At 58.3% G+C, this 23,654-nt stretch carries 25 protein-coding genes; 15 read left to right on the forward strand and 10 right to left on the reverse strand.

All coding sequences use genetic code 11. The features are described from left to right. Positions 1 to 18: 18 nt before the first annotated feature. Together AC2CGQ_RS12005 and AC2CGQ_RS12010 are read right to left on the reverse strand one after the other, a co-directional pair. Positions 19 to 1,611 carry an ABC-F family ATPase gene (locus AC2CGQ_RS12005; protein WP_048322591.1) on the reverse strand — a complete coding sequence of 531 codons (1,593 nt, stop codon included), beginning with the start codon at positions 1,609 to 1,611 and terminating at the stop codon, positions 19 to 21. Positions 1,612 to 1,747: 136 nt separating this feature from the next. Further along, positions 1,748 to 1,975, reverse strand: coding sequence for a tautomerase family protein (locus AC2CGQ_RS12010; protein WP_015377198.1), 228 nt, complete (start codon positions 1,973 to 1,975; stop codon positions 1,748 to 1,750). Positions 1,976 to 2,038: 63 nt separating this feature from the next. Here AC2CGQ_RS12010 and AC2CGQ_RS12015 point away from each other — a divergent pair, with 63 nt between their 5' ends. Further along, positions 2,039 to 2,506: a winged helix-turn-helix transcriptional regulator gene (locus AC2CGQ_RS12015; RefSeq protein ID WP_088381402.1), complete on the forward strand. Its 468-nt coding sequence runs from the start codon at positions 2,039 to 2,041 to the stop codon at positions 2,504 to 2,506. Between the two features lie 58 nt (positions 2,507 to 2,564). Continuing rightward, complete coding sequence (locus AC2CGQ_RS12020; RefSeq protein ID WP_166444984.1) at positions 2,565 to 3,020, forward strand: hypothetical protein; 456 nt, start codon at positions 2,565 to 2,567, stop codon at positions 3,018 to 3,020. On the opposite strand, the gene cynR is transcribed toward AC2CGQ_RS12020, so the two are convergent. Next, positions 2,944 to 3,894, reverse strand: a complete 951-nt coding sequence (cynR, locus tag AC2CGQ_RS12025; protein WP_015377195.1) for a transcriptional regulator CynR — start codon at positions 3,892 to 3,894, stop codon at positions 2,944 to 2,946. The two genes, AC2CGQ_RS12020 and cynR, sit on opposite strands and share 77 nt — an antisense overlap. A gap of 110 nt (positions 3,895 to 4,004) precedes the next feature. Here cynR and AC2CGQ_RS12030 point away from each other — a divergent pair, with 110 nt between their 5' ends. From AC2CGQ_RS12030 to AC2CGQ_RS12045, 4 genes are all read left to right on the forward strand, one after another. Next, on the forward strand, positions 4,005 to 4,658 hold the full coding sequence (locus AC2CGQ_RS12030) for a carbonic anhydrase (protein WP_015377194.1): 654 nt from the start codon (positions 4,005 to 4,007) through the stop codon (positions 4,656 to 4,658). A gap of 19 nt (positions 4,659 to 4,677) precedes the next feature. Continuing rightward, positions 4,678 to 5,148, forward strand: coding sequence for a cyanase (gene cynS / locus AC2CGQ_RS12035; RefSeq protein WP_004939029.1), 471 nt, complete (start codon positions 4,678 to 4,680; stop codon positions 5,146 to 5,148). A 233-nt stretch (positions 5,149 to 5,381) separates the two neighbouring features. Next, entirely contained in the window at positions 5,382 to 5,639 is a 258-nt protein-coding gene (locus tag AC2CGQ_RS12040; protein ID WP_004939031.1) for a YjhX family toxin, read from the forward strand. A gap of 62 nt (positions 5,640 to 5,701) precedes the next feature. Beyond that, positions 5,702 to 6,208 (forward strand): GNAT family N-acetyltransferase, encoded by a 507-nt coding sequence (locus tag AC2CGQ_RS12045; protein ID WP_156865359.1) that lies wholly within the window; start codon positions 5,702 to 5,704, stop codon positions 6,206 to 6,208. 32 nt (positions 6,209 to 6,240) lie between these two features. Here the strand turns inward: AC2CGQ_RS12045 and AC2CGQ_RS12050 are convergent, their stop codons facing one another. After that, positions 6,241 to 6,738 carry a P-loop nucleotide/nucleoside kinase family protein gene (locus tag AC2CGQ_RS12050; protein WP_015377192.1) on the reverse strand — a complete coding sequence of 166 codons (498 nt, stop codon included), beginning with the start codon at positions 6,736 to 6,738 and terminating at the stop codon, positions 6,241 to 6,243. A gap of 168 nt (positions 6,739 to 6,906) precedes the next feature. Continuing rightward, positions 6,907 to 7,803, reverse strand: a complete 897-nt coding sequence (locus AC2CGQ_RS12055; protein WP_015377191.1) for a LysR family transcriptional regulator — start codon at positions 7,801 to 7,803, stop codon at positions 6,907 to 6,909. A 132-nt stretch (positions 7,804 to 7,935) separates the two neighbouring features. Between AC2CGQ_RS12055 and AC2CGQ_RS12060 the strand changes: the two genes are divergently transcribed. After that, on the forward strand, positions 7,936 to 8,667 hold the full coding sequence (locus AC2CGQ_RS12060; protein WP_015377190.1) for an isochorismatase family protein: 732 nt from the start codon (positions 7,936 to 7,938) through the stop codon (positions 8,665 to 8,667). Between the two features lie 32 nt (positions 8,668 to 8,699). Here AC2CGQ_RS12060 and AC2CGQ_RS12065 read toward each other — a convergent pair whose 3' ends face one another. After that, positions 8,700 to 9,047 carry an antibiotic biosynthesis monooxygenase family protein gene (locus tag AC2CGQ_RS12065; RefSeq protein ID WP_015377189.1) on the reverse strand — a complete coding sequence of 116 codons (348 nt, stop codon included), beginning with the start codon at positions 9,045 to 9,047 and terminating at the stop codon, positions 8,700 to 8,702. A gap of 175 nt (positions 9,048 to 9,222) precedes the next feature. Between AC2CGQ_RS12065 and AC2CGQ_RS12070 the strand changes: the two genes are divergently transcribed. From AC2CGQ_RS12070 to AC2CGQ_RS12090, 5 genes are all read left to right on the forward strand, one after another. Next, positions 9,223 to 9,906 carry an ArsR/SmtB family transcription factor gene (locus tag AC2CGQ_RS12070; protein ID WP_015377188.1) on the forward strand — a complete coding sequence of 228 codons (684 nt, stop codon included), beginning with the start codon at positions 9,223 to 9,225 and terminating at the stop codon, positions 9,904 to 9,906. A 74-nt stretch (positions 9,907 to 9,980) separates the two neighbouring features. Beyond that, positions 9,981 to 10,688 (forward strand): glutathione S-transferase N-terminal domain-containing protein, encoded by a 708-nt coding sequence (locus AC2CGQ_RS12075; RefSeq protein ID WP_004939065.1) that lies wholly within the window; start codon positions 9,981 to 9,983, stop codon positions 10,686 to 10,688. Between the two features lie 131 nt (positions 10,689 to 10,819). Continuing rightward, entirely contained in the window at positions 10,820 to 12,247 is a 1,428-nt protein-coding gene (phoA, locus tag AC2CGQ_RS12080; protein WP_160125259.1) for an alkaline phosphatase, read from the forward strand. Between the two features lie 460 nt (positions 12,248 to 12,707). After that, complete coding sequence (locus AC2CGQ_RS12085) at positions 12,708 to 14,288, forward strand: malate:quinone oxidoreductase (RefSeq protein WP_015377186.1); 1,581 nt, start codon at positions 12,708 to 12,710, stop codon at positions 14,286 to 14,288. A gap of 205 nt (positions 14,289 to 14,493) precedes the next feature. Then, a complete protein-coding gene (locus AC2CGQ_RS12090) occupies positions 14,494 to 14,952 on the forward strand; it encodes a helix-turn-helix domain-containing protein (protein ID WP_004939075.1) in 459 nt (152 codons plus the stop codon). A 75-nt stretch (positions 14,953 to 15,027) separates the two neighbouring features. On the opposite strand, the gene AC2CGQ_RS12095 is transcribed toward AC2CGQ_RS12090, so the two are convergent. The 4 genes from AC2CGQ_RS12095 to AC2CGQ_RS12110 form a co-directional block, all read right to left on the reverse strand. Continuing rightward, positions 15,028 to 16,065 carry a fimbrial protein gene (locus AC2CGQ_RS12095; protein ID WP_015377185.1) on the reverse strand — a complete coding sequence of 346 codons (1,038 nt, stop codon included), beginning with the start codon at positions 16,063 to 16,065 and terminating at the stop codon, positions 15,028 to 15,030. Between the two features lie 11 nt (positions 16,066 to 16,076). Next, positions 16,077 to 18,692, reverse strand: a complete 2,616-nt coding sequence (locus AC2CGQ_RS12100; protein ID WP_015377184.1) for a fimbria/pilus outer membrane usher protein — start codon at positions 18,690 to 18,692, stop codon at positions 16,077 to 16,079. Positions 18,693 to 18,719: 27 nt separating this feature from the next. Next, positions 18,720 to 19,403 carry a fimbrial biogenesis chaperone gene (locus AC2CGQ_RS12105; RefSeq protein ID WP_004939085.1) on the reverse strand — a complete coding sequence of 228 codons (684 nt, stop codon included), beginning with the start codon at positions 19,401 to 19,403 and terminating at the stop codon, positions 18,720 to 18,722. 66 nt (positions 19,404 to 19,469) lie between these two features. Next, on the reverse strand, positions 19,470 to 19,997 hold the full coding sequence (locus AC2CGQ_RS12110; protein WP_004939088.1) for a fimbrial protein: 528 nt from the start codon (positions 19,995 to 19,997) through the stop codon (positions 19,470 to 19,472). Between the two features lie 514 nt (positions 19,998 to 20,511). Between AC2CGQ_RS12110 and AC2CGQ_RS12115 the strand changes: the two genes are divergently transcribed. The 3 genes from AC2CGQ_RS12115 to AC2CGQ_RS12125 all read left to right on the forward strand — a co-directional run bounded on the left by AC2CGQ_RS12115 (position 20,512) and on the right by AC2CGQ_RS12125 (position 23,650). Then, a complete protein-coding gene (locus AC2CGQ_RS12115; RefSeq protein WP_004939091.1) occupies positions 20,512 to 21,228 on the forward strand; it encodes an EAL domain-containing protein in 717 nt (238 codons plus the stop codon). Between the two features lie 21 nt (positions 21,229 to 21,249). Continuing rightward, positions 21,250 to 21,840, forward strand: a complete 591-nt coding sequence (locus AC2CGQ_RS12120) for a LuxR family transcriptional regulator (RefSeq protein ID WP_004939094.1) — start codon at positions 21,250 to 21,252, stop codon at positions 21,838 to 21,840. Between the two features lie 184 nt (positions 21,841 to 22,024). After that, positions 22,025 to 23,650 (forward strand): FMN-binding glutamate synthase family protein, encoded by a 1,626-nt coding sequence (locus AC2CGQ_RS12125; RefSeq protein ID WP_015377182.1) that lies wholly within the window; start codon positions 22,025 to 22,027, stop codon positions 23,648 to 23,650. The last annotated feature ends 4 nt before the right edge of the window (positions 23,651 to 23,654 follow it).

The raw sequence follows: 23,654 nt of genomic DNA on the forward strand, positions 1-23,654 counted from the left end.
GATGCGTTGCCGCGAGGCTTACACGATGCCCTGGCTGCGCAGATAGTCTTCGTAGTTGCCGGTAAAGTCGATCACCTTGTTCGGGGTGATTTCCAGAATGCGCGTCGCTAGCGAGCTGACGAACTCACGGTCGTGGGAGACGAAGATCAGCGTGCCTTCGTACATCTCCAGCGCCATGTTCAGCGATTCGATGGATTCCATATCCAGGTGGTTGGTCGGTTCGTCCATCACCAGAATATTCGGGCGTTGCATCATCAGCTTGCCGAACAGCATGCGGCCCTTCTCGCCACCGGACAGCACCTTCACTTTCTTCTTGATGTCGTCCTGGCTGAACAGCAGACGGCCCAGCACGCTGCGCACCGCCTGCTCGTCGTCTTTTTCCTGCTTCCACTGGCTCATCCAGTCGAACACGCTCAGGGTGTCGTCGAACTCGTATTCGTGATCCTGCGCGTAGTAACCGATACGGGCGTTTTCCGACCACTTCACGGTACCGCTGTCCGGCTGCGCGTCGCCCACCAGCGTTTTCAGCAGGGTGGTTTTACCGATACCGTTGGCGCCCAGCACCGCGACCTTCTCGCCCACTTCCACCATCAGGTTCAGCTTGCTGAACAACGGGCCTTCGTCGAAGCCCTTGGTGAGCGCTTCCACTTCCAGCGCGTTACGGAACAGCTTCTTGTCCTGTTCGAAACGGATGAACGGGTTCTGGCGGCTGGAGGCTTTCACCTCTTCCAGCTGGATCTTGTCGATCTGGCGGGCGCGGGAGGTGGCCTGCTTGGATTTGGAGGCGTTGGCGCTGAAGCGGCTGACGAACGATTGCAGCTCGCTGATCTGCGCCTTCTTCTTGGCGTTGTCCGCCAGCAGACGCTCGCGCGCCTGGGTGGCGGCTGTCATGTATTCGTCGTAATTGCCCGGATAAACGCGCAGTTCGCCGTAGTCCAGATCCGCCATGTGGGTGCAGACCATGTTCAGGAAGTGACGGTCGTGCGAAATGATGATCATGGTGCTGTTGCGCTCGTTGAGCACGTTTTCCAGCCAGCGAATGGTGTCGATGTCCAGGTTGTTGGTCGGTTCGTCGAGCAGCAGGATTTCCGGATCGGAGAACAGCGCCTGCGCCAGCAACACGCGCAGCTTCCAGCCCGGCGCGATTTCGCTCATCGGGCCGTAGTGCTGCTCCACCGGAATACCCACGCCGAGCAACAGTTCGCCGGCGCGCGCTTCGGCGCTGTAGCCGTCCATTTCGCCGTAGGCCACTTCCAGATCGGCCACTTTATAGCCGTCTTCTTCGCTCATCTCCGCCATGGCGTAGATGCGGTCGCGCTCTTCCTTCACCGCCCACAGTTCGGTGTGGCCCATGATCACGGTGTCCAGCACGCTGTACTGCTCGAAGGCGAACTGATCCTGACGCAGTTTACCCAGGCGCTCGTTCGGATCGAGGAACACGTTGCCGCCGCTCGGCGCCAGATCGCCGCCGAGGATTTTCATAAAGGTGGACTTGCCGCAGCCGTTGGCGCCGATCAGGCCGTAACGGTTGCCGCCGCCGAATTTGACAGAGATGTTTTCAAACAACGGCTTGCTGCCGAACTGCATGGTGATGTTGTTAGTGCTTAACACAGCGCTCGCTCTTTATACATAGGGAATGTGATTTGGCGCGCATTATGCCACAACGGGGTACAGAGATCGCGGGAAGTTTCGGTGACATTTTGAGCGCCTGCGGCATCCTATCCTTTTCGCAGGCGGCATAGTTGAATTAACGCGGCGGGAACTTCGCGGCAATCATCGCCGCCGTCGGCTTCACACCGCCCAGGCTCCATTGTTCGGGCGCATGTTCATCGATTCTGACCCAAACCGACTGTCTGAACGCCGGATCGCCTCGCCCTTCTATCTCCACCAACAGATCGGTAATGCGGGACAGCAATTCGCTTTTTTGCCGTTCATCCAGCATGCCTTTCACCGTTTGCACATTAACAAATGGCATTATACTCTCCTTGAATATAGATAAGTCTAAAAACAAGACTTAGACTAGCGAAGGAAAATGCCCATGTCAAAATCTCCCGATCTCCCTACCGTTTCTCTTGCCCTGTGCGGGCTGGCGCAGGCCGCGGACCTGCTTGGCGATCGCTGGACGTTGCTGATCCTGCGCGAATCATTCTACGGCGTTCGCCGTTTTGAAGAGCTGCGCGAGAATATCGGCGCTTCGCGCCAGGCGCTGAGCAACCGTCTGAATGCCATGGTAGAACAAGAACTGTTGGCCAAACGCGCTTACCGGGAGCCGGGCGAGCGTGAGCGACATGAATATGTCTTGACGGACAAGGGGCGCAGCCTGGGGCCCATCCTGGTTGCGCTGATGGCATGGGGCCACCGGCATATTCTGCATGACAGCCCCCACGTTCAACTGGTGGATAAACACAGCGGGCTGCCGGTGCAGCTGGCATTTATCGATGCGCAGGCCCGCGTGGTGCCTGAAGACGCGCTGCAAATGTCGGCCGTTGAGCTCCCCCCGGCCTGACTTACCCATTCTGGTCTACGCTTGATGCCAGACATGTTGATGACAAGGATGCTGAACCATGCCACACCTCTATAACACCGCGCTGCTGATCGGCGCTGCGCTGAGCGCCATCGCCGCCCTGCTGCATATTTGGGTGATCACCGCCGGGCCGCGCGGCTATCGGCTGTGCGGCGCCGGCGGCTATCGGCTGTGCGGCGCCGGCGATCGCTTCATTAAGGCGGCGGAAGCGGGTAAAAAGTTCCCGGCCGTCGTCACCGCCGGTATCGCGCTGGTGCTGTTTATTTGGGCGCTGTATGCGCTGTCCGGCGCGGGCCTGATCGCGCCGCTGCCGCTGCTGCGGCCCGCGCTGTTTATCATCACCTTTATCTACCTGCTGCGCGGCGTCGCCGGCCCTTTCGCCCTGCGCGACACCGGCCGCAGCCAACGCTTTATCATCGTCAGCTCGCTGATTTGCCTCGGCTTCGGGCTGGTGCATCTGCTGGGGATGACGCAGCGCTGGGGGGCGTTGGCGTAACGCCCTGTTGCTGCAAAACGGCGATAAACGCCTGTGCGGCGGCGCTGCGGTAAGCGCCTTGGCGCTGCAGCAACACCGCCTGCCGAGCCGGCATGGCGTTGTCCAGCGCCACTTTTTTCAACTGCCGGTTCTCGCGTGCAATGGCGGCCGGCAACAGCGTGGCGAGCTGCCCGCGCCGCACGATCTCGACGATAGCGCCCAACGCATTGGCCTCCACCGCCACCAGCGGCCGGAAACCGAGCTGCGTGCAGTAGCGATCGATAAACTGGCGCGTGGCGAAATCGCCGCTCAGCAAGGCCAGCGGCAGATGCCGCCATTCCGCCAGCGTCAGCGGCCGGCGCCGCGCCGCCAGGGGATGTTCGGCGCCGACCATCAGCTCCAGCGTCTCACTGAACAACGGCGTCGCTTCCACCTCCACCGACTGCGCCATCTCAAAGGCGATGCCCAGATCCAGCCGATCCTGCGCCAGCAGCGCCTCAATCCGCTCTTGCGCCATCTCCTCAATGCTCAGCGTAATCCCCGGGTAGCGGCGGTAGAACGCATCGATCGTCGGCCCCACCAGATAGGCGGTGAAGGTCGGGGTCATCGCCAGCCGCAGATGGCCGCGCGCCAGCGTCGCCACGTCATGGATCGCCCGCGCGCCGGCGTCCAGATCCTGCAGCGCCAGGCGCGCATAGCGCATCCAGGCCTCACCGGCGTCGGTCAGCTGCACCCTTCTGCCGCTGCGATCGAACAGCGGCGCTCCCAGCGCATCCTCCAGCTGTTTGATCTGCTGCGACAAGGTTGGTTGCGAGACGTGCAGCGCTTCGGCGGCACGGGTGAAATTGCCCTGTTCGGCCACGGCCAGAAAATAACGGATATGTCGCAGCAGCATAGCGCCCCAACTATTAGTAAAACCTATAGCCAGCATTATAAATGGGTCTTAGACCCTATAGCCAGAAGCGTTCATCATGCCGTCATCGCTTACCCCCTGGGAGAAAAACAATGAAAGAGGTAATTGAGGGCTTCCTGAAGTTCCAGCGCGAAGCCTTTGTTGAACGCACGGCGCTGTTTCAGCGGCTGGCGACCCGCCAAAATCCGCGTACGCTGTTTATCTCGTGTTCCGACAGCCGCCTGGTGCCGGAGCTGGTCACCCAGCGCGAGCCGGGCGATCTGTTCGTTATCCGCAATGCCGGCAACATCGTGCCTTCTTTCGGCCCCGAACCCGGCGGGGTGACCGCCTCGGTCGAGTACGCGGTCGCCGCGCTGGGCGTGGAAGATATCGTGATCTGCGGCCATTCCGACTGCGGCGCGATGACCGCCATCGCCACCTGCCAATGTCTGGATCACCTGCCAACGGTCGCCGGCTGGCTGCGTTACGCCGATTCCGCCAAGGCGGTCAATCAGGCTTATCCGCACGCCTGCGACGAAGCGCGGGTCGCGTCGATGGTGCGCGAGAACGTCATCGCCCAACTCAACAACATCAAAACGCACCCTTCCGTCGCCCTGGCGCTGGATCAGGGCCGCCTGACGCTGCACGGCTGGGTCTATGACATCGCCAGCGGCGCTATCGAGGCGCTGGACGGCGAAACCCGCCGCTTCGTGCCGCTCGCCACCCATCCCGAGGTGACCGCCACGCCGGCGATCGCCCGTTTTTAAGCCAACAAAAGGAGCCAACATGACACACTCTCTGCATAACGCCGCCCCGCGCGAAGCGCTCACCGACACCATCATGGCCGCCAAGATCCGCCATAACCTGACGTTCGAAGCGCTGGCCGAGGGCACCGGCCTCAGCCTGGCGTTTGTCACCGCCGCCCTACTCGGGCAGCATGCGCTGCCGGAACCGGCAGCGCGCACCGTGGCGGCCAAGCTGGGGCTGGATGAAGAAGCGGTGCAGCTGCTGCAAACCATCCCGCTGCGCGGCAGCATTCCCGGCGGCGTGCCGACCGACCCGACCATTTATCGTTTCTATGAAATGCTGCAGGTCTACGGCTCCACGCTGAAAGCGCTGGTGCACGAGCAGTTTGGCGACGGCATCATCAGCGCCATCAACTTCAAGCTGGATATCAAGAAGGTCGCCGATCCGGACGGCGGCGAACGCGCGGTGATCACCCTGGACGGCAAATACCTGCCGACCAAACCTTTCTGATTGGCCTTGCGCCGGCGACCCGCGTCGCCGGCAAATTGACAGCCAACCGGCCATTGGCTACATTAACTGCGCTTAAACGCCGTCCTGGCGTTTTTCACTGCCCGAGGCCTGTATGTTGGAGATTGTAACCACCCGATAGTCGCTTCCTTGCCGCATGGCGAGGGACTCTGACGTATCCGACGCGCGTTTGCGCGGGGATGCGCGTATCTGGGGTTATTACAGGATCTCCCAACATGAACATTTCCAAAGCGGAACAACGCGTGCTGCACGTGTTGGCCAAAGGCGGCTATATCGCCTTCACCCGCAACGACGCCGGTCGCGTCACCCACGTCGAATGCTACACCCGCGAAGGGCTCGGCCTGGCCGACTGCTCGCTGGCCGTTTTCACCAAGCTCAAAACCAAACGCCTGATCCTCTCTCGCCAGGGGCGCCCTTATCGCGTCACCTTCGCCGGGCTCAAGGCCGTGCGGGCGCAGCTGGATAACCGTTAATCATCGATACCGGCCGGGCAGGCAGCCCGGTCGGCACAGCGTTATTGAATCAGGATACAACCATGAACATCACGTTACGCCACGAAACGCCGGCCGACGTCGGCGCCATCGCCACCCTGACCGCCGCCGCATTCCTGCACGCCGAACACAGCAGCCACACCGAGCAGTTTATCGTCAATGCGCTGCGCGCGGCGGGAGCCCTCACCCTGTCGCTGGTCGCCGAGCACAATGGCACACCGCTCGGGCACGCGTCCGTCTCACCGGTCGCACTCAGCAACGGCGCCGTCGGTTGGTTCGGGCTGGCGCCGGTATCGGTGCTGCCGGCCTGTCAGAACCTGGGGATCGGCAGCCGGCTTATTCGCCGGCTGCTGGCCGAGCTGCAGGAACGCGGCGCCGCAGGCTGCGTGGTGCTGGGCGAGCCGAGCTATTACGGCCGTTTCGGCTTCCAGGCGCAGGACGCGCTGACCCTGCCGGGCGTGCCACAAGACTACTTCCGCGCCATCGCCTTCCAGGGCGCGCTGCCGTGCGCGGAAGTCGCATTCCACAACGCGTTTAACGCCGAAGCCTAACCCTGTTGCCGGCGCCGTCATGGCGCCGGTTTTCAGTCCCGTTCGCCATAACGCAAGATAGTCATCCCTTCCTCTTCCGCCGGGGGAACAAAATACTGCGCCAGGTGCTCAAACTCCGCCTCGCTCAGTGTAAACGGGTGTTCGCCGCGCGCATTTCTCAGCGTTATCCGGTTCAGGCACTGCGCATGGCTGACGTCGAGAAAGTGCAGGCAGTGCGCGACGCCGGCCTCCTCCGCCAAGGCTTTGGCCCAGCGCCGCCTGTCCGGCGTATTCATCGGGAAATCGAGCGCCACGGACCAACCGCCGCGCAGCAGCTGAACGAGGTGCCCGCCCAGCGCCCGCCGCAACCGGTCGGAGCAGCGCGCGTAGTCTTGCAGGCTGGCCATCTCCTGTTCATACAGCGTCGCCAGCCACGCATCTTCGCTCAGCAACAGCGTTTGCGGCTGCTGGGCCAAACGCTGCGCCAACGTCGATTTGCCTGCGCCGGCCTTGCCGCACATCAGGTGTAAAACTGCAGGGTAGGTTTTCATGACGTTCTCCGGTCGTTGCCGGAAGGGGATAAAAAAACCCGCCTGCCGGCGGGTTTTTATTGGCGACACACGCGCTACCCCACCCTCTGGAGAAGGGTGATAATAATTTGCGCGAATGGGCGGTAGGATTTTTTCATAGCTAATGAATATGACAACCGTACGCCGTTGTCAATTCGCCGTCATCAATCCATGCTCTCGCACAAACTCGGTGAATAAACTCACTTTCTGCTGCACATGCCGGCGCGTCGGGTAAACCGCGAAGACCTGATGCACGTCGGCAATCTGTTCAGGGAACAGCCGCACCAGCCTGCCGGCGGCGATCTCGGGATCCGCCACGAACGACGGCAGCGAACCGATGCCCAATCCCGCCACCAACATATCCCGCAGCATCAGGCTGTTGTTGGCGATCAACCGGGGCGTGAACGCCACGCTCAGGCTCTCCTCGCCGGCGGTGAACTGCCACTGCCCCGGCCTTTCCGCCAGGGAATAGGCCAGACAGCTGTGTCGCTGTAATTCATTCGGCGTTTGCGGCATGCCGTGCTGCGCCAAATAGCCGGGCGCGGCGCAAATTCGCTGGTGCACTTCACCCAGCGCCCGGGCGCTGAGGGAAGAGTCCGGCAGCCGTCGGCGAATGCGCAAGGAAATATCGAAACCAGCCGCCACTACGTCCAATACCCTGTCGTCCAGCGTCAGTTCCACCTGCAACTGCGGGTAACGTTGCATAAACAGCGGCAACAGCGGCGACAGCACCGTCAGGCCGAATGAGAGCGGCGCATTGACCCGCAGCGTGCCGGAGACCTGCTGCGCGCTGGCGGCAACCGTCTGTTCCAGCGCGTCGAACTCGCCGAGCAACCGACAGGCTTCCTGGTAATAGATCTGCCCGGCTTCGGTCAGGCTCATGCTGCGGGTGGTGCGCACGAGCAACAGCGTCCCCAACCGACTTTCCAACTGCTTAATCTGCTTGCTCAACGCCGCCGGCGTGATCGCCAGATCCTCCGCCGCCTTATAGAAACTGTTGCGCTCAACCACGCGGCGAAAGGCGCGCATCGTCAGTAGCACGTCCATATTATGTCCTGATAGTTAATTATAAATTCAATAAAACACAGATTATTAACCCCAACAACCTAAGTAGACTTTATCCAACCGCTTCCCTGAGTGGTAAGTGAATTTAATCTACTGATAATAATGGAGTTAATAATGAAAAAGACCCTGTTCGCCCTGATGCTCGGCCTGAGCGCCGCCACCGCCCCCGTCGCCGCGCTGGCGCAATCCCCCGCCGCCGATAGCCGCCAGGCGGGTTATGTGCAGCCGCTGACCGCCGACAACAGCCTGTTGCTGTTGGTCGATCTGCAGGACATGTTCGGCATGACCATTTCCTCTATCGATCAAACCAATCTGGTGAATAACGCCGCCGGCATCGCCAAGGCCGCCAAAGTGTTCAACGTGCCGACCATTCTGGCCTCGGCCAACGCCAAAAGCTTCGCCGGGCCGGTATTCCAGCAGGTGACGCAGGCGCGCCCGGACCTGCAGGTGTACGACCGCACCGCCATCAACGTCTGGCAGGATCGGCGCGTGGTGGATCTGATCAAACAATCCGGCCGCAAGAAAATCATCATCGGCGGGCTGTGGACCGCCAGCTGCGTGATGCTGCCGGCGCTGTCCGCCCTGGGCGAGGGTTATGAGGTTTATATCCTGTCGGACGTCACCGGCGACATTACGCCAGACAGCCAAAACAACGCCATGCAGCGTCTGGTTCAGGCGGGCGCCACGCCCATCAACTGGGTAGCGTTGATGCTGGAATGGCAGCAGGACTGGAGCCGTAAAGCCACGGCGGGGGGCGTATTGCAGATCGCTCGCGACCACGGCGCCGCCTGGGGGATGGGCGCCAGCTACGCCGGGGCGATGAAGGTGGGCAGCGAGGCGAAATAGCGGGTGAAAGCCCGCCGGCGGCGGGCTTTTTCTCAGGTACGGTGATAACAACGGCTATCCTGCGGCACCTGGTCGCGACTTTCCAGCCCGTAGTCCCGCACCACCTCCGCCACCCGCAGCCGATACTGCGCCAGCACTTCGCCACGGCCGCGCGCCTGCGCCGCCCGGTGCTGCTCGAGATTGCGCCACTGCTGCACCGCCGCCTCGTCGCGCCAGAAGGAGAGCGACAGCAGGCGCGCAGGATCGGCCAGGCTTTGAAACCGCTCGATGGAAATGAATCCATCGATCTGCGCCAGCAGCGGCTTCAGCTCCGCCGCCAACGTCAGGTAGGTATCGCGCAGCCCGTCGGCGGCCTGCAGTTCAAAAATCACGGCAATCATCCTCGTCTCCTCTCAACGGTAAAATTCCGGCACGCGCGCATTCAGTGAACGGCGCCACTGCACCGATTTCAACGCCCGCTCATCAATATCCAGCGGACACGGACGCACAGCACCAGACTGCGATAGCTACAGGCTAGCGATGGACGCGCCGTCATACTTCGTCTAACCTCGAAGTATGCATAACATCGAGATAGAAGATCGTTTAGCGGCGCTGAGCGCCGCCATCGCCGACCGCACCCGGGCGCGCATGCTGTGCCTGTTGATGGATGGGCGCGCCTACACCGCCACCGAGCTCAGCGCGGCGGTCGAGGTCGCCCCGTCTACCGCCAGCGCACATCTGGCGAAGCTGCTGGAGCAGCGGCTGATTGCCTGCGTCAAACAGGGGCGCTATCGCTATTTTCGGCTGGCCGGGCAACCGGTGGCCGCAGCGCTGGAGGGTCTGATGGCGCTGGCGGGCGTGCCGCGCCCGTCGGTGAAAAGCAGCACGCCCACCTCGCTGCAATATGCTCGCACCTGTTACGACCATATGGCGGGCGAGGTGGCGGTGAAGCTGCACGATCGGCTGCATGCGCTGAACTGGCTGACCGGCGAGGAAGACTACCGGTTAAGCGACATCGGTCAGGCCGCGCTGGCGCGGCTGGGCGTCGATTGCTCCCCCGCTCCCACCCGCCGCCGCTTCGCCTGCGGCTGCCTGGACTGGAGCGAACGCCGCTCTCACCTCGGTGGCGCGCTGGGCGCCGCGCTGTTAGCCGCCTTTATCCAACGCGGCTGGATCGTCCGCCGGCTCGACAGCCGCGAACTGCAGCTGCCCCCCGCCGGTAAAAAAGCGCTGGCCGCACATTTTGACCTCACGGTGTAACCCGGCGGCGGGGTAGTTTTACTGCAATACTCAAGGGGTACGCTTAAGCAACCCCGCCAACCCGAGGAGTTTCCATGCTCGATTCCACCCAATTCCCGATCGTCAAACGCTGGCCGGCTCAGCACCCGGAACGGCTGCAGCTCTACTCTCTGCCGACGCCGAACGGCGTCAAAGTGTCCATCATGCTGGAAGAGATCGGCCTGCCTTATGAAGCGCACCTGATCGACATCGGCAACAACGAGACCTGGACGCCGGAATTCCTGGCGCTGAACCCGAACGGCAAGATCCCGGCGATCATCGATCCCGACGGCCCCGGCGGCCGGCCGCTGCCGCTGTTCGAATCCGGCGCCATTCTGCTCTACCTGGCGGAAAAGAGCGGCCGTTTCCTGCCGCAGGATCCGGCGCAGCGTTACGAAACCATTCAGTGGGTGTTCTTCCAGATGGCCGCCGTCGGCCCAATGTTCGGCCAGCTCGGTTTCTTCCACAAGTTTGCCGGGCGCGAATATGAAGACAAGCGGCCGCTGGAGCGTTACAAAAACGAATCGAAACGCCTGCTCGGCGTATTGGAAACGCGCCTTGAAGGCCGCGACTGGATCATGGGTGCGGACTACACCATCGCCGATATTTCGCTGCTGGGCTGGGTGCGTAACCTGATCGGCTTCTATGAGGCGCGCGAACTGGTGGCGTTCGACAGTTTCCCGCGCGTCGCGCAGTGGCTGGAGCGCGGTCTGGCGCGGCCGGCGGTGCAGCGCGGGCTGGCTATTCCGGCGCGCGCGGCCTGATTGTCAAACGGGGTGGCCGCCGGGCCATCCCGTCTTTCATTGTCATAAAATTGTCATCCCTCTGCTCTACTCTCCTTTCGTAACAATTTGATGTTATTTACATTGTTGTATTACGACAAGGAGCTTACCCCATGCAACCTGCTGTATCCCTGATCGCCGGCGCCGTGCTGTCCGCCCTGCTCTGTTCCTCCGCCATCGCGGCGGAAACCTCGGCCAATGCCGATGGCCTGACCGAACGCGCCGCGCGCGGCAACCTCGCCGAACCGGGCGGCGCCCGTCGTCTGGCCGGCGATCAGACCGCCGCGCTGAAGGCGTCGCTGTCGGACAAAACGGCGAAAAACGTGATTCTGCTGATCGGCGACGGCATGGGGGATTCCGAGATCACCGCCGCGCGCAACTACGCTGAAGGCGCAGGCGGTTACTTCAAGGGCATCGACGCCCTGCCGCTGACCGGGCAATACACCCACTACTCGCTGGACAAGAAAACCCACAAGCCGGATTACGTGACCGATTCCGCCGCCTCCGCCACCGCCTGGACCACCGGGGTGAAAACCTATAACGGCGCGCTCGGCGTGGACGTGAACGGCAAAGATCAGCCGACGCTGCTGGAGATCGCCAAGGCGGCCGGCAAGGCCACCGGCAACGTCTCCACCGCCGAGTTGCAAGACGCTACGCCGGCGGCGCTGGTGTCGCACGTCACCTCGCGCAAATGCTACGGCCCGGAGGAAACCAGCGAGAAATGCGCCGCTAACGCGCTGGAAAACGGCGGCCGCGGCTCCATCACCGAGCAGTTGCTGAAAACCCGCGCCGACGTCACGCTGGGCGGCGGCGCGAAGTCCTTCAACCAGCTGGCGAAAAGCGGCGAATGGCGAGGAAAATCGCTGAAAGATCAGGCGGCGGCGCAAGGTTACCAGTGGGTGAGCAACGCGGATGAGCTGCAGGCCGTTACGCTGGCCAACCAGCAAAAACCGCTGCTGGGTCTGTTCGCCGACGGCAACATGCCGGTGCGCTGGCTGGGGCCGAAAGCCAGCTATCACGGCAACCTCGACAAGCCGGCGGTAACCTGCGAAAACAACCCGGCGCGCACCGCGGCCACGCCAACGCTGGCGGCGATGACCGAAAAAGCGATCGCACTGTTGAAAGATAACCCGAACGGCTTCTTCCTGCAGGTAGAGGGCGCGTCGATCGATAAGCAGGATCACGCCGCTAACCCGTGCGGGCAGATTGGTGAAACCGTCGATCTGGACGAAGCGGTGCAAAAAGCGCTGGCCTTCGCCCGCGCCGACGGCAACACGCTGGTGATCGTCACCGCCGACCATGCACACTCCAGCCAGATCGTCGCCGCCGACGCCAAAGCGCCGGGCCTGACCCAGATGCTGACCACCAAAGACGGCGCGCCGATGACCCTCAGCTACGGCAACTCGGAAGAAGAGTCGCAGGGGCACACCGGCACCCAATTGCGCGTCGCGGCCTACGGCCCGCACGCCGCCAACGTGGTGGGATTGACCGATCAGACCGATCTGTTCTTCACCATGCGCGATGCGATGGGCATCAAGTAACCGCCTTCTGCACGATGGCCGCCCGCAACGGCGGCCATTTATTATTGGTTACCGATAGGTATTTGCAATTTAACCGCAATTATTGTGTGATAACGAAATAACGTTTAATTGCGCGACAATTAACCCCCGAAAATAACGCGGTTATACGACCTTTCTTCCCTCTTTGTTTATTACTACGACAGCAACCGGCCTATTTTTGCTTATATTCATTTTTTTTAGTTACAAAAGTAGTTTTTAACATTCTCGCAAACAATAATACCCCGCCAGTAACGTGAACCGATCAATTTGCACCCGGACGGCCTGCAATAGTTCACTTTTCGTTAAAAACCCTATTAACAAAAAGGCATTATTGCTGCCTATCGGCTCACGCCGGGCGGTCGGCTTCATTATTTCCAGGGTAACTCCCGCTAAATTCTTTCACCTGCAATGAGTAGAATTTACACACAAGAGATTTAATTCAATGAGAAAATTACTCGTCCTGATTTTCAGTCTCAGCCTGTTTGGCGTTACGCAACAGGCGGCGGCTGAAGAGAAGAATAAAACCGTCGACGTGGTGTTGATCGGCGGCGGCATCATGAGCGCCACCTTGGGTACCTATCTGCATGAGCTGGAGCCGACCTGGACCATCGACATGTACGAGCGCATGAACGGCGTGGCGGAAGAGAGCTCCAACGGCTGGAACAACGCCGGTACCGGCCACTCCGCCTTCAGCGAAATGAACTACACGCCGGAAAAAGCCGATGGCACCATCGACATCAGCAAGGCGGTGAAGGTCAACGAGTCTTTCGAAATCTCCCGTCAGTTCTGGTCTTATCAGGTGAAAAACAATGTCCTGAAAGATCCGAAATCTTTCATTAACAGCGTGCCGCACATGAGCTTCGTGTGGGGCGACGACAACGTCAACTTCCTGCGTAAACGCTACGCGGCGCTGCAGCACAGCACCCTGTTCCGCGGCATGGAATACTCCGAAGACCCTGCGCAAATCAAACAGTGGGCGCCACTGGTGATGAACGGCCGCGATCCGGCGCAGAAAATCGCCGCGACCCGCATGCCGCTGGGCACCGACGTTAACTTCGGCGTGATCACCCACCAGCTGGTTGACGCACTGAGCGCCAGCGACAAGTTCAAGCTGAACCTGAGCCACGAAGTGCGCGACATCAAGCGCAACGCCGACCAGACCTGGAGCGTAACCGTTGCCGATCTGAACCGCGACGGTAAAGAAACCACCGTTAACGCCAAGTTCGTGTTCATCGGCGCAGGCGGCGCGTCCCTGACCCTGCTGCAGAAATCCGGCATCCCTGAGGCCGACGGTTACGGCGGCTTCCCGGTCGGCGGCCAGTTCTTGGTCACGACCAACCCGGAGATCGCCAACCAGCACCTGGCCAAAGTGTATGGCCTGGCCAGCGTAGGTTCGCCGCCGATGTCCGTGCCTCACCTGGATACCCGCATGCTGGACGGCAAGCGCGTGCTGCTGTTCGGGCCGTTCGCCACCTTCTCCAGCAAGTTCCTGAAGAACGGTTCGCTGTTTGATCTGCTGCACTCGCTGAGCACCTCGAACCTGATGCCGATGACCCACGTCGGTCTGGATAACTTCGATCTGGTGAAATACCTGGTCGGCCAGCTGATGATGAACGACGACGATCGCTTCGCCGCATTGAAAGAGTACTTCCCGGACGCCAAGCAGGAAGACTGGAAGCTGTGGACCGCAGGCCAGCGCGTACAGATCATCAAGAAAGACGCGGATAAAGGCGGCGTGCTGCAGTTCGGCACCGAAGTCGTCAGCTCTGAAGACGGCAGCATCGCCGCTCTGCTGGGCGCTTCGCCGGGCGCTTCCACCGCTGCGCCAATCATGCTGCACCTGATGGAAACCGTGTTCAAAGACAAAGTGGCGACGCCGGAATGGCAGAGCAAGCTGAAAGAGATCATCCCGTCCTACGGCCACAAGCTGAACGGCGATATCGAGATGACCAACAAGATCCGCGGTTACACCAGCAGCGTGCTGGGTCTGAACTACATTGAAGTGAAACCGGAAACTAACTGATTTTCCGTCACTTCCTACTGAAAAGGCCGCTTTATGCGGCCTTTCTTTTATTCCCCTGCCGTTCAAAGAGCATTTTTGGCCACCTTTTTATCCCCGGCTTACCCTTGCGTAACGGCGTAGTCACGCCTATTATCAAAGCATATTCTTGGATAATTAAGCTAAGTCACTGTGACCTGAATGTCGTTTTTGCGGGAGAACTAAAACCATGGATCGCGTCAATATCATTCACGATTTACTAGACTGGATTGAAACTCATCTGGATCAGCCGCTGCTGCTGGACAATGTCGCCGCCAAGTCGGGCTACTCCAAATGGCACCTGCAGCGCATGTTCCGCAGCACCACCGGCCACGCGCTCGGCAGCTATATCCGCGAGCGGCGTCTTTCGCAGGCGGCGCAGGCGCTGCGCTCCACTCCACGACCGATCCTGGATATCGCCCTGCAATACCATTTCGACTCTCAGCCTTCGTTCTCGCGTGCCTTCAAGAAACAGTTCGGCAAAACCCCGGCGGTCTATCGCCGCACCACCCGCTGGGACGTCGCAGAATGGCCGGCGCAGCCGATAGAAATGCAGGCCGAACCGCGCCACGATGCCCCCACGCTGCCCCGCTGGTACGCCGGCAAGCCGCCGGAAGGCGTTTGCACCAGCTGGATGGGGCTGCGTTAATCAGCGCGGTATAAGGCACAAAAAAGGGTTCAGTTCGCGAGAACTGAACCCTTTCTCTATTGACGAGACACCGAATTATTTGAAGGTGACGTCAATATTCGCCGATGCGCTGAACGGCCCTACCTTCGGGTTGGTGCTCAACCATTTCAGGCTGGCCATAAAGTTCTTTTCAACGATGGTGCCGTTGACCAGGCCCAGATCGACCGGGCTGTTCATCATGATCGGCGTATTTGGCGTCGCCGCCTGCGAGATCAAAATACCGAAGCCGCTGTCGCTGGTCGGCAGGATCACGCTGTTATCCTGCAATGGGTAGGTGGTGCTGAAGCTGGCCTGCAGCGTTTCCCCTTTGCAGTCTTGACCGGTCGTTGGATCGGACATATTGGCGGCGACCGAGAACGGCACCTGCTTCTCGATTTTACCCACCACCGCATTCTGACGCGGAATGGTGCCAAAGTTCACCGTCGAACCGTTGTTGGCCACCACGGTGATTTTCGGGTTGCAGGAGATAAACTGAATATTGCCCAGCCCGGAGATGTAGGCGTTAAAGTTGCTGTTCGGACGGCTGTTCAAGCCGCCGACGCCATCAACCTGGAACACCGAATAGGCATTATTGTCTGTGATTTTTCCGCCCGCCGGCGGTGCCTTGCCGGTCGCTTTAATGTAGATAGAGTATGTTACGGTGACGCTTTGGCTCGTCGCCGGCCTGCTACAACGTGGCGGGTTGCTACATACTGTACCCGGACCAACATTCTCACGCTGATTCTTTACCGGCTTGACGTCAATCCCTTTAAATGTCACACCCACTTCGATTGAATTGTGGATGTTTTGCATTTTATTCTGCGGATCCCAATACAAAAATGCGTCTTCGCCTTTCGGCATATTGTCTGTATCAGAGCACTGGAACGTAGAGGTAAAGGGCTGCGAACGCCACAGCAATGCCCCCGGAGCAGTATTAGCCGTCGACACCTTGATGGCCTTATCCAGCACGATATCCTGGCGAATGCTGCCGTTCTGCTTACACGACAACGCATAGCTGCTCTGCGAAAACCCGCCCAGCGTGACCAGCAGCCCAGCCGCCAATCCGAGATTCTTATGCTTTAACAAAGAAGACATATCCTTTCCTTTTACGGTTTTCCGCAGGTCAGCGAAAGTTCCTGATAACCCATCAACTGTTCGGTCGCCGCTTTCAATTCCGGCACCACCAGTGAGCAGCTTTCGCCCGCGTCGTTGCCCCATTTCACCAGCAGACGATCCCCTGCGGAGGCACCTGAGATATAAATATCGCCGTTGGTACCGACAGTACCGTTGTTCTTACCATCCGCACTGAAGACATTGGCACCAATCGGCGGTACGCTGCCGTCGGTCATCTTGCTGTGTACCAACAGGCTTTGGCCCGTGTGCGTTTCAAACTTCACGCGGGTGATTGCGCCGTAAGTCGGCACCACGTCTCTTGCCGCCATCGGGATATCCAGGCCGTTGCCGATATCTTCGGTGCGCAGCGCCACGCGGTTATGGCGGTATGGCGACGCAGAGGTCATCACCGCGTAACCGAAGCGGTCGATGGCGACGCCGGGTTGGTTTTCGATACGAACGCCCTTGGCGTCTTTGGCTTCCACCAGCACAAACGTATTCTGCAGCGGCTGGGTCAACGTCACGCCGCCGGAGTGTGCGACGATACCGCCCGCCACGCCCAACGAAGACTGCTGATAATCTTTGCTGTAGCTATAACCGGCATTGATGGTCCCCATGCTGCCCTGATAACCGACGTTGGCCGAGCTGGTTTGGCCCGAATAACGATCATGACCGCTTTGCACCGCATAGTTCAAGCGGTTGTCATCCAGCGCGGTGCCACTCAGGCCGGCGCTGTAGGTGTTGCCGCTCTGCTTGCTGTGGCCGGCGTTGAAGCTGGCGGTCATGTCCGACGAATCCTTGCTGAAGAAGCTGAACGGAATCGATACGGTCAGGTTGACGCTGCGGTCTTTATAGCCGTAGTTGCTGCGGCTGTCCTGATAAAAGACGCCATAGCTGATATTTTTATAGCTGCTGTTAAAACCGGTTTGTACGGTACGGTCTTCACCGGATCCGCCCCAGTAAGACTGGTTGCTGAGGTTGGCGTACAGCGTCGAATTACCGGCGATGCGCTGGTTGACAGACAGCTCAACGCGCTGGCGTTTGTTGTTGAAACGGCTGGTGTAATAGCTGCGACGGCGAGATTCCGCCCAGTCCGGCACGCCCAGGTTGCGATCGTTTTGATCGTAGTAATCGTTACGGTAATAACCGTTCTCATAGCGTTCGCGCTCGGCAACCGCATCGGAGAAATCATAATAGCCGGAGGTCGAGTAACGGTAACCGGCAATGCGGAATTCCGTCCCCCAATCGTTGAGCGACTTGGAATACAGGAAACGGAAACTCTCCCCCTGCTTGTCATCGCCGTTCACCAGGTTGGTGTCGGAATAGGACATATCAAAAGAGACAGCCCCCCAGTTCCCCAGGTTTTTACCGAGGCCTACGACCGCTGAACGGTAGTTTTCCGCCACCAGCACGCCACCGTAAGGCGTGATGTCATACGCCATACCGTGCGACAAGGTGCCTTGGACAAACTTGGGCTGATAGCGGCTGGTGCCGTCGTGGTATTTACCGGCGGTCAGCTGATAGTTCCAAATCCCTTCGCGCAGCATGTTCGGCACCGAGGAGAACGGCACGACGAAAGAGGTTCTCGAACCGTTGGCTTCGATAACCGTCACGTCCAGGTTACCACTCAGGGTGCTTGGGAAAATGTCCGTCAGTGCAAACGGCCCTGGCGGCACGTTGGTGCTGTAAATGGTATAGCCGTTCTGACGCACTTCAACGCGCGCGTTGGTCGTCGCCACACCGCGCACCACCGGCGCATAGCCGCGCTGGCTTTCCGGCAGCATGTCGTCGGCGCTGGACATCTGCACACCGCGGAACTGAATGCTGTCGAAAACATTGTTATTGGTGTTGGTCTGGCCGATCACCAGACGGCTGCGCAGAGAAACGATGTCCGTTTCCGCCCAGCTGGAAATGTTCTTCCAATGCGTACCGGCGCCCGACTGTTGGTTCAACGTCGAGTTGTTGCGCAGGCGCCAATCGCCAATATTGAGGCCATTGTTAAGGCTCAGGAAGTAATAGTCGGAAGTCTTGTCGTTCTGATTGTTGCCGTAGCGGTTATGAGTGCCGCTAAAGTTATAGTTAACAAAGCCGGCATTGATGCCGCGATCGTAAACTTTCGGCGAAATGGCACCTTGCGGGCGTGGGATCAGAAACACCTGCGGCACTTCCAGATCCATACGCTGTACGGCGGCGTCATAGCTCAGCTTGGCGCCGGAGATCTGTTGTGGCAATGCGTAGCATTGCGCGGCACCGGCGGTGGTCAGATCGCCGGGCAGCTTTACGCCGTAATCCTGATAGTCCGCGGCCGTCAGGCACGGCGCTACCGGAGAGTCTTTGGATTCTTTCTTGAACTCGATTTCGCGGTGATCGATACGCTGCCCGTTGAGATAGATATCAAACGGATATTTACCCGGCAGAATGTCATCCCCGCTGGCCAACGACGCCACCTGGGCGATATTGTCATCGCCATGGATGAAGGAGGTGTTGAACTGCTCCTCCGCCATGGCCATATGTGAGAATGAAAAAGGCACAGCAGAAAAATAAATTACACCATTAATCAGCTTCACCAAACGTTTTGGCGCGAGGGTTGTTATTCTTTTGTGTGCCATTTCTTTCATTCCTTGAAGTGCTTCAAATCAATTCAGTGCGACGTTTTTAATCTCGGTGTGACCGCCATAGTCGTTGATATAGGTAAACGACATATTGTTGGCTGATTGCGCCCCCTGAGGCAGGGAAATACGCAGGCTGTCGTGTGGCTTGACCATGTCGGCGTTCACTTTCCAGCTCTTGCCGCCGCTCTTCAGGTTCAAGACGCCCAGCGTGACGAACAGCGGGCCATCGTTAGTCACGACTAAATTGCCGCCCTGGCGCTTCCACTTCAGCGCTTCCGCCTGCTGTTGCAGGTTGGTTTTCAACGAATCCGGGCGATAGAACAGTTTGATACGAGTACGGATCGCCACCTGCAGCACGTTATCTTGCTTAGGCGTTGGCGGAATTTCCTGTACGTTGACCCAGAGCAGAGATTCTCTGTCCTGCGGCAAACCGCTGCCGGAATAGATAAAACGCAAAATGGCGTCTTTCTTGGCAGCCAGCTTCAAAATGGGTGGCGTCACCACGATCGGCAAATTCTTAGGCATCTGGCTTGCATCGCCAGTATCCAGCCAGGTTTGCACCATGTAGGTATCGTCGCTGTCATTGCTGATTGAGAGCGATGCGGATTTACTTGCACTGTTATAGATGACACGCGTCGCATCAACCTGAATGCCGGCAAAGGCATTAACAGAGAATGCGAATAAAATACCAGTCAGAATTTTTTTCATCGGAATGTCTCAACTCTCAAAATTTAGCCATCCTTGGCCAATAACTCTATCTATCCTGCCAGCGAATTATTTGTATTCGATGGTGAAGGTAGCGTTAGAGTTTGCCTGACCGGCAGTTACCAGATCCTGGAAGGATTTGTAACGAGCGCGCAGGTTGAAAGTCGCAGCGCCTGGGTTATCGCCATCAGCAGCAACAGTTACGGTAGCTGGGGTAGCCACTTCCTGAGAGATTGGCAGAGTAGAACCGTTGTTATCCAGAATTTCAACGCCAACGCCAGTCGCGCCGCCAGTTACAGCCAACAGCTCTGGGTGGCCGGCTGGGGTGTTACCGTCGAAACGCAGGGTGTAGTTACCCGCTTCACATTTCTCCAGGCTGATATCGAAAGCTTTAGCACCGCTGGTAGAACCGGCAGTTGGGAAAGCGGTGGTAGGATATTTACCCAGGTAAACTTCTTTATTCTGGTCTTTATCAACAACTTTACAGGTGGACTGTACAATTTCACCGGTGAATTTAACGTTGCCGTTTGCTGCCATTGCGTTGGAAGCAGTTGCAGACAATACCAGGGCAGCCAAAGGCAATAATACTTTTTTCATTTCCAGCTCCATAGAACAATAAAATAATCGATTCAGTGGCGGGCTTATATATATATTGCCGCCACTGAGCATACACTCAGCGATAGCACTCCCTTGCTGAAAAGGAGCGTTGCCTCGATGAACTCATTGCCGGACGAAATATAGACTAAGCATATTCTTAATGTTAAATCGTTTAAAACATTCATAAGCCCCCTCTTGATAGGAATAAACTATCGGCGGATACCTATCGATCGATGTTGACGATTCATATGAATAGGAATAATCTGTGTTTGGGAAAGCTGCAGAGTTCAAGATTTTGCGTTAAGGCCTGAAAATCAGAATATTATCCCGAATATTTACATTTAGTAACATATTGCGACGTTTGGACTTTGGCACGAATTACGCGTTTAATGGTCTGTCGACACGTTTCGGCCATCCTGACGCTTTAAATAAGAAATTTACCAATAAACCTGGAGTAACTTTCTTTTTAATCATTTAAAATCAACAAGTTAAATATCAATCCAAGGATTGGGAAATGAGCGGTTCTTTCAGAGAGAAAAATAACGGCATTAATTATGTTTTTCAGCCAATGTTCGCGAAATCGGGACAATTGCTGGCCGTTGAATGTCTGTCTCGCTTTACGTTTAATAGCGAATATGCCCATTTTTCTCCTGAACAGTTCTTTCGTCACGCCGACAGCGCCACCCGGATTGAGATTTTGATGGATCAGATCAATCTGATCGATAAATACAAACACTGGTTTCATGAAAACCAAGTGATAGCCACTTTGAATGTTGACGATTATTCCCTGCAATCGCTGGCGAATAGTCACTTTGCCGAAAGAATTAATGCCCTGCGCTGTATTCATTTTGAGATCAGCGAGAATTCAACCCGGCTGGTGAAAGATCGCGTGCACGGCGATCCGTCATTGAATAGTTATTCATTTTGGCTCGATGATTTTGGTTCTGGCTATGCGGGTTTTTCCGCGTTGTACAACAGCCAGTTCCGCTTCGTTAAGCTCGATCGTTTTCTGCTCTGGGACTTTATGAAAAAGTCCGGCGGCGAGGGCTTGATGCGCGCGTTACTGCGCTTCTTTTACCTTAATCATTACAAGGTAATTATCGAAGGAGTTGAAACTCCCGAACACAAGAAATGGCTGGATGAAATGCCATATTACGCACTGCAGGGAAAGCTGTGGAAGGAATCCAGCATCAAGGATTTGAACTCGCTTCTTACAGCTGAATACTTTTAACTCGGTATTGGTGTTTGCCCTATGTCTAAAAACAACGTTCTTGTGATTAGTGAGTGTAAGTACAGCTATGTTGGCCTGTCGGTGCTGCTGAAGAAACATTACGGCGCCTACGATATCCGCCTGTTTTCTGATTTCATGCACGGCGGCGCTAAAGCAGAGAAGATCACCAAGCACGATATCGCGCTGATTTTCACCTCGCAAAACCTGGAACAGAGCGTCAACGTGATCGAAAGCCTGGTGTCCCTGCACCAGCAATACAACAGCAAGACGCGCCTGCTGGTGTTCTATGACGACGAGCGCGTCGTGAAACTGCTGTCGATCCTGGGGATTTCCGTTGAATTGGTCTCTACCCGCATTCCGCTTTATTCGCTGCAGGAAAAAATCCAGCGGCTGCTGGAAAGCAAAGAACCGGGCGGCATCAGAGTGCAGAAAACCCGCGAGCTTAGCCCGGCGGAAAGCGACGTGATCTTCAATCTGCTGCGCGGCGACAGCCTGCTGCACATTGCGGAAAAGCGCGGCACGCACCCGAAAACCATCTTCTCGCAAAAATACAGCGCGATGAAAAAGCTGCGGCTGCGCAGCATGAGCACCATCTTCGTCGCCGGCAAATAAACATCTTGGCTTGTTGCGCGGCACGCCGCGCGGCAACCCCTCCCTTCCGCCAGGTTAAATTAATGTAACAACCGGCGACAAAGCAGCAACAGACACACAACATCCTCTCCTGTTGGTTACGATTTGCACACGGATTATCCGTGAGTCATGTCGTGTGGATTAAAAATAAACATCAGGAGATGTTATGAAGTCGTCCTTATTCAGCCGCTATACCTGCTTTGTGCTGAGCATCTTGCTCACCCTGGTTTTCTTGATCATGATGCACAACCATCCGTGGTTCTGGCTGCCGGCCCTGGCCTGCGGTTGCCTGATGGTGCTGGGTATCTACGATCTCACGCAGCAGCGCCACGCCATCTGCCGCAACTACCCGATCATCGGCCGCCTGCGCTTCTTCTTCGAGTTCATCCGTCCGGAACTGCGCCAGTATTTCCTCGAGCAGGATAATGAAGAGATCCCGTTTTCGCGCACCCAGCGCACGCTGGTGTATCGCCGGGCGAAAAACGAGATGGGTGACAAACCGTTCGGCACCCTGCTGGACGTGTATCAAACCGGCTATGAGTGCATCGGCCACTCCATGCGGCCGGTGGAAGCCGCCGACCCAACCAGTTTCCGCATCACCATCGGCGGCGCCGACTGCCGCCAGCCCTACTCCGCGTCGATCTTCAACATTTCGGCCATGAGCTTCGGCGCACTCTCCGCCAACGCCATCCGCGCGCTCAACCTCGGCGCGGCCAAGGGTAACTTCTACCACGACACCGGTGAGGGCAGCATCAGCCGCTATCACCGCGAAAACAACGGCGACCTGGTGTGGGAGCTGGGCAGCGGCTATTTCGGCTGTCGCACCGCCGACGGCCATTTCGATCCGCGCCGCTTTGCCGAACAGGCGCAAAGCCCGCAGGTGAAAATGATTGAAATCAAGCTCAGCCAGGGCGCCAAGCCGGGCCACGGCGGCATTCTGCCGGCGAAGAAGGTAGATGCGGAAATCGCCGCCACCCGCGGCGTGCCGGAAGGCGTGGATTGCATCTCGCCGGCCTCGCACAGCGCCTTCACCACCCCGCTGGAAATGATGCAGTTCATCCAACAGCTGCGCGAGCTGTCAGGCGGCAAACCGGTCGGTTTCAAGCTGTGCATCGGCCACCCGTGGGAGTTCGTCGCCATCGTCAAGGCGATGCTGCACACCCGCATTCTGCCGGACTTCATCGTGGTGGACGGCAAGGAGGGCGGCACCGGCGCCGCGCCGCTCGAACTCTCCAACTATATGGGCATGCCGCTGCGCGAAGGGCTGCTGTTCGTGCATAACACGCTGGTGGGCTGCGGCCTGCGCGACCAAATCAAGATTGGCGCCAGCGGCAAGATCATCAGCGCCTTTGACATCGCCAGCGTGCTGGTGCTCGGCGCCGACTGGGTGAATTCGGCGCGCGGCTTTATGTTCGCCGTCGGCTGCATCCAGTCGCAAAGCTGCCACACCAACCACTGCCCGACCGGCGTAGCGACGCAAGATCCGCTGCGGCAAAAGGCGCTGGTGGTACCGAACAAGGCGGAACGCGTCTACCACTTCCATCAGAATACGGTGAAAGCGCTGGCAGACATGCTGGCGGCGGCCGGCGTCAGCCGCCCGGAGCAGCTGACCTCGCACCATATGCTGCGCCGCATCACGCCGACCGAGATCAAGGTGTACGCCGATATCTATTACTATCTGGAGCCGGGCGCGCTGCTGCAGCCGGAGATCAAAAGCGAGTTCTACGCCCGCATGTGGCGCATGGCGACGCCCACCAGTTTCGATCAGGCGATCTCGCTGCCGGCGGCATGATGGG

The sequence above is a fragment of the Serratia sp. DFXYC6 genome, assembly GCF_057196085.1.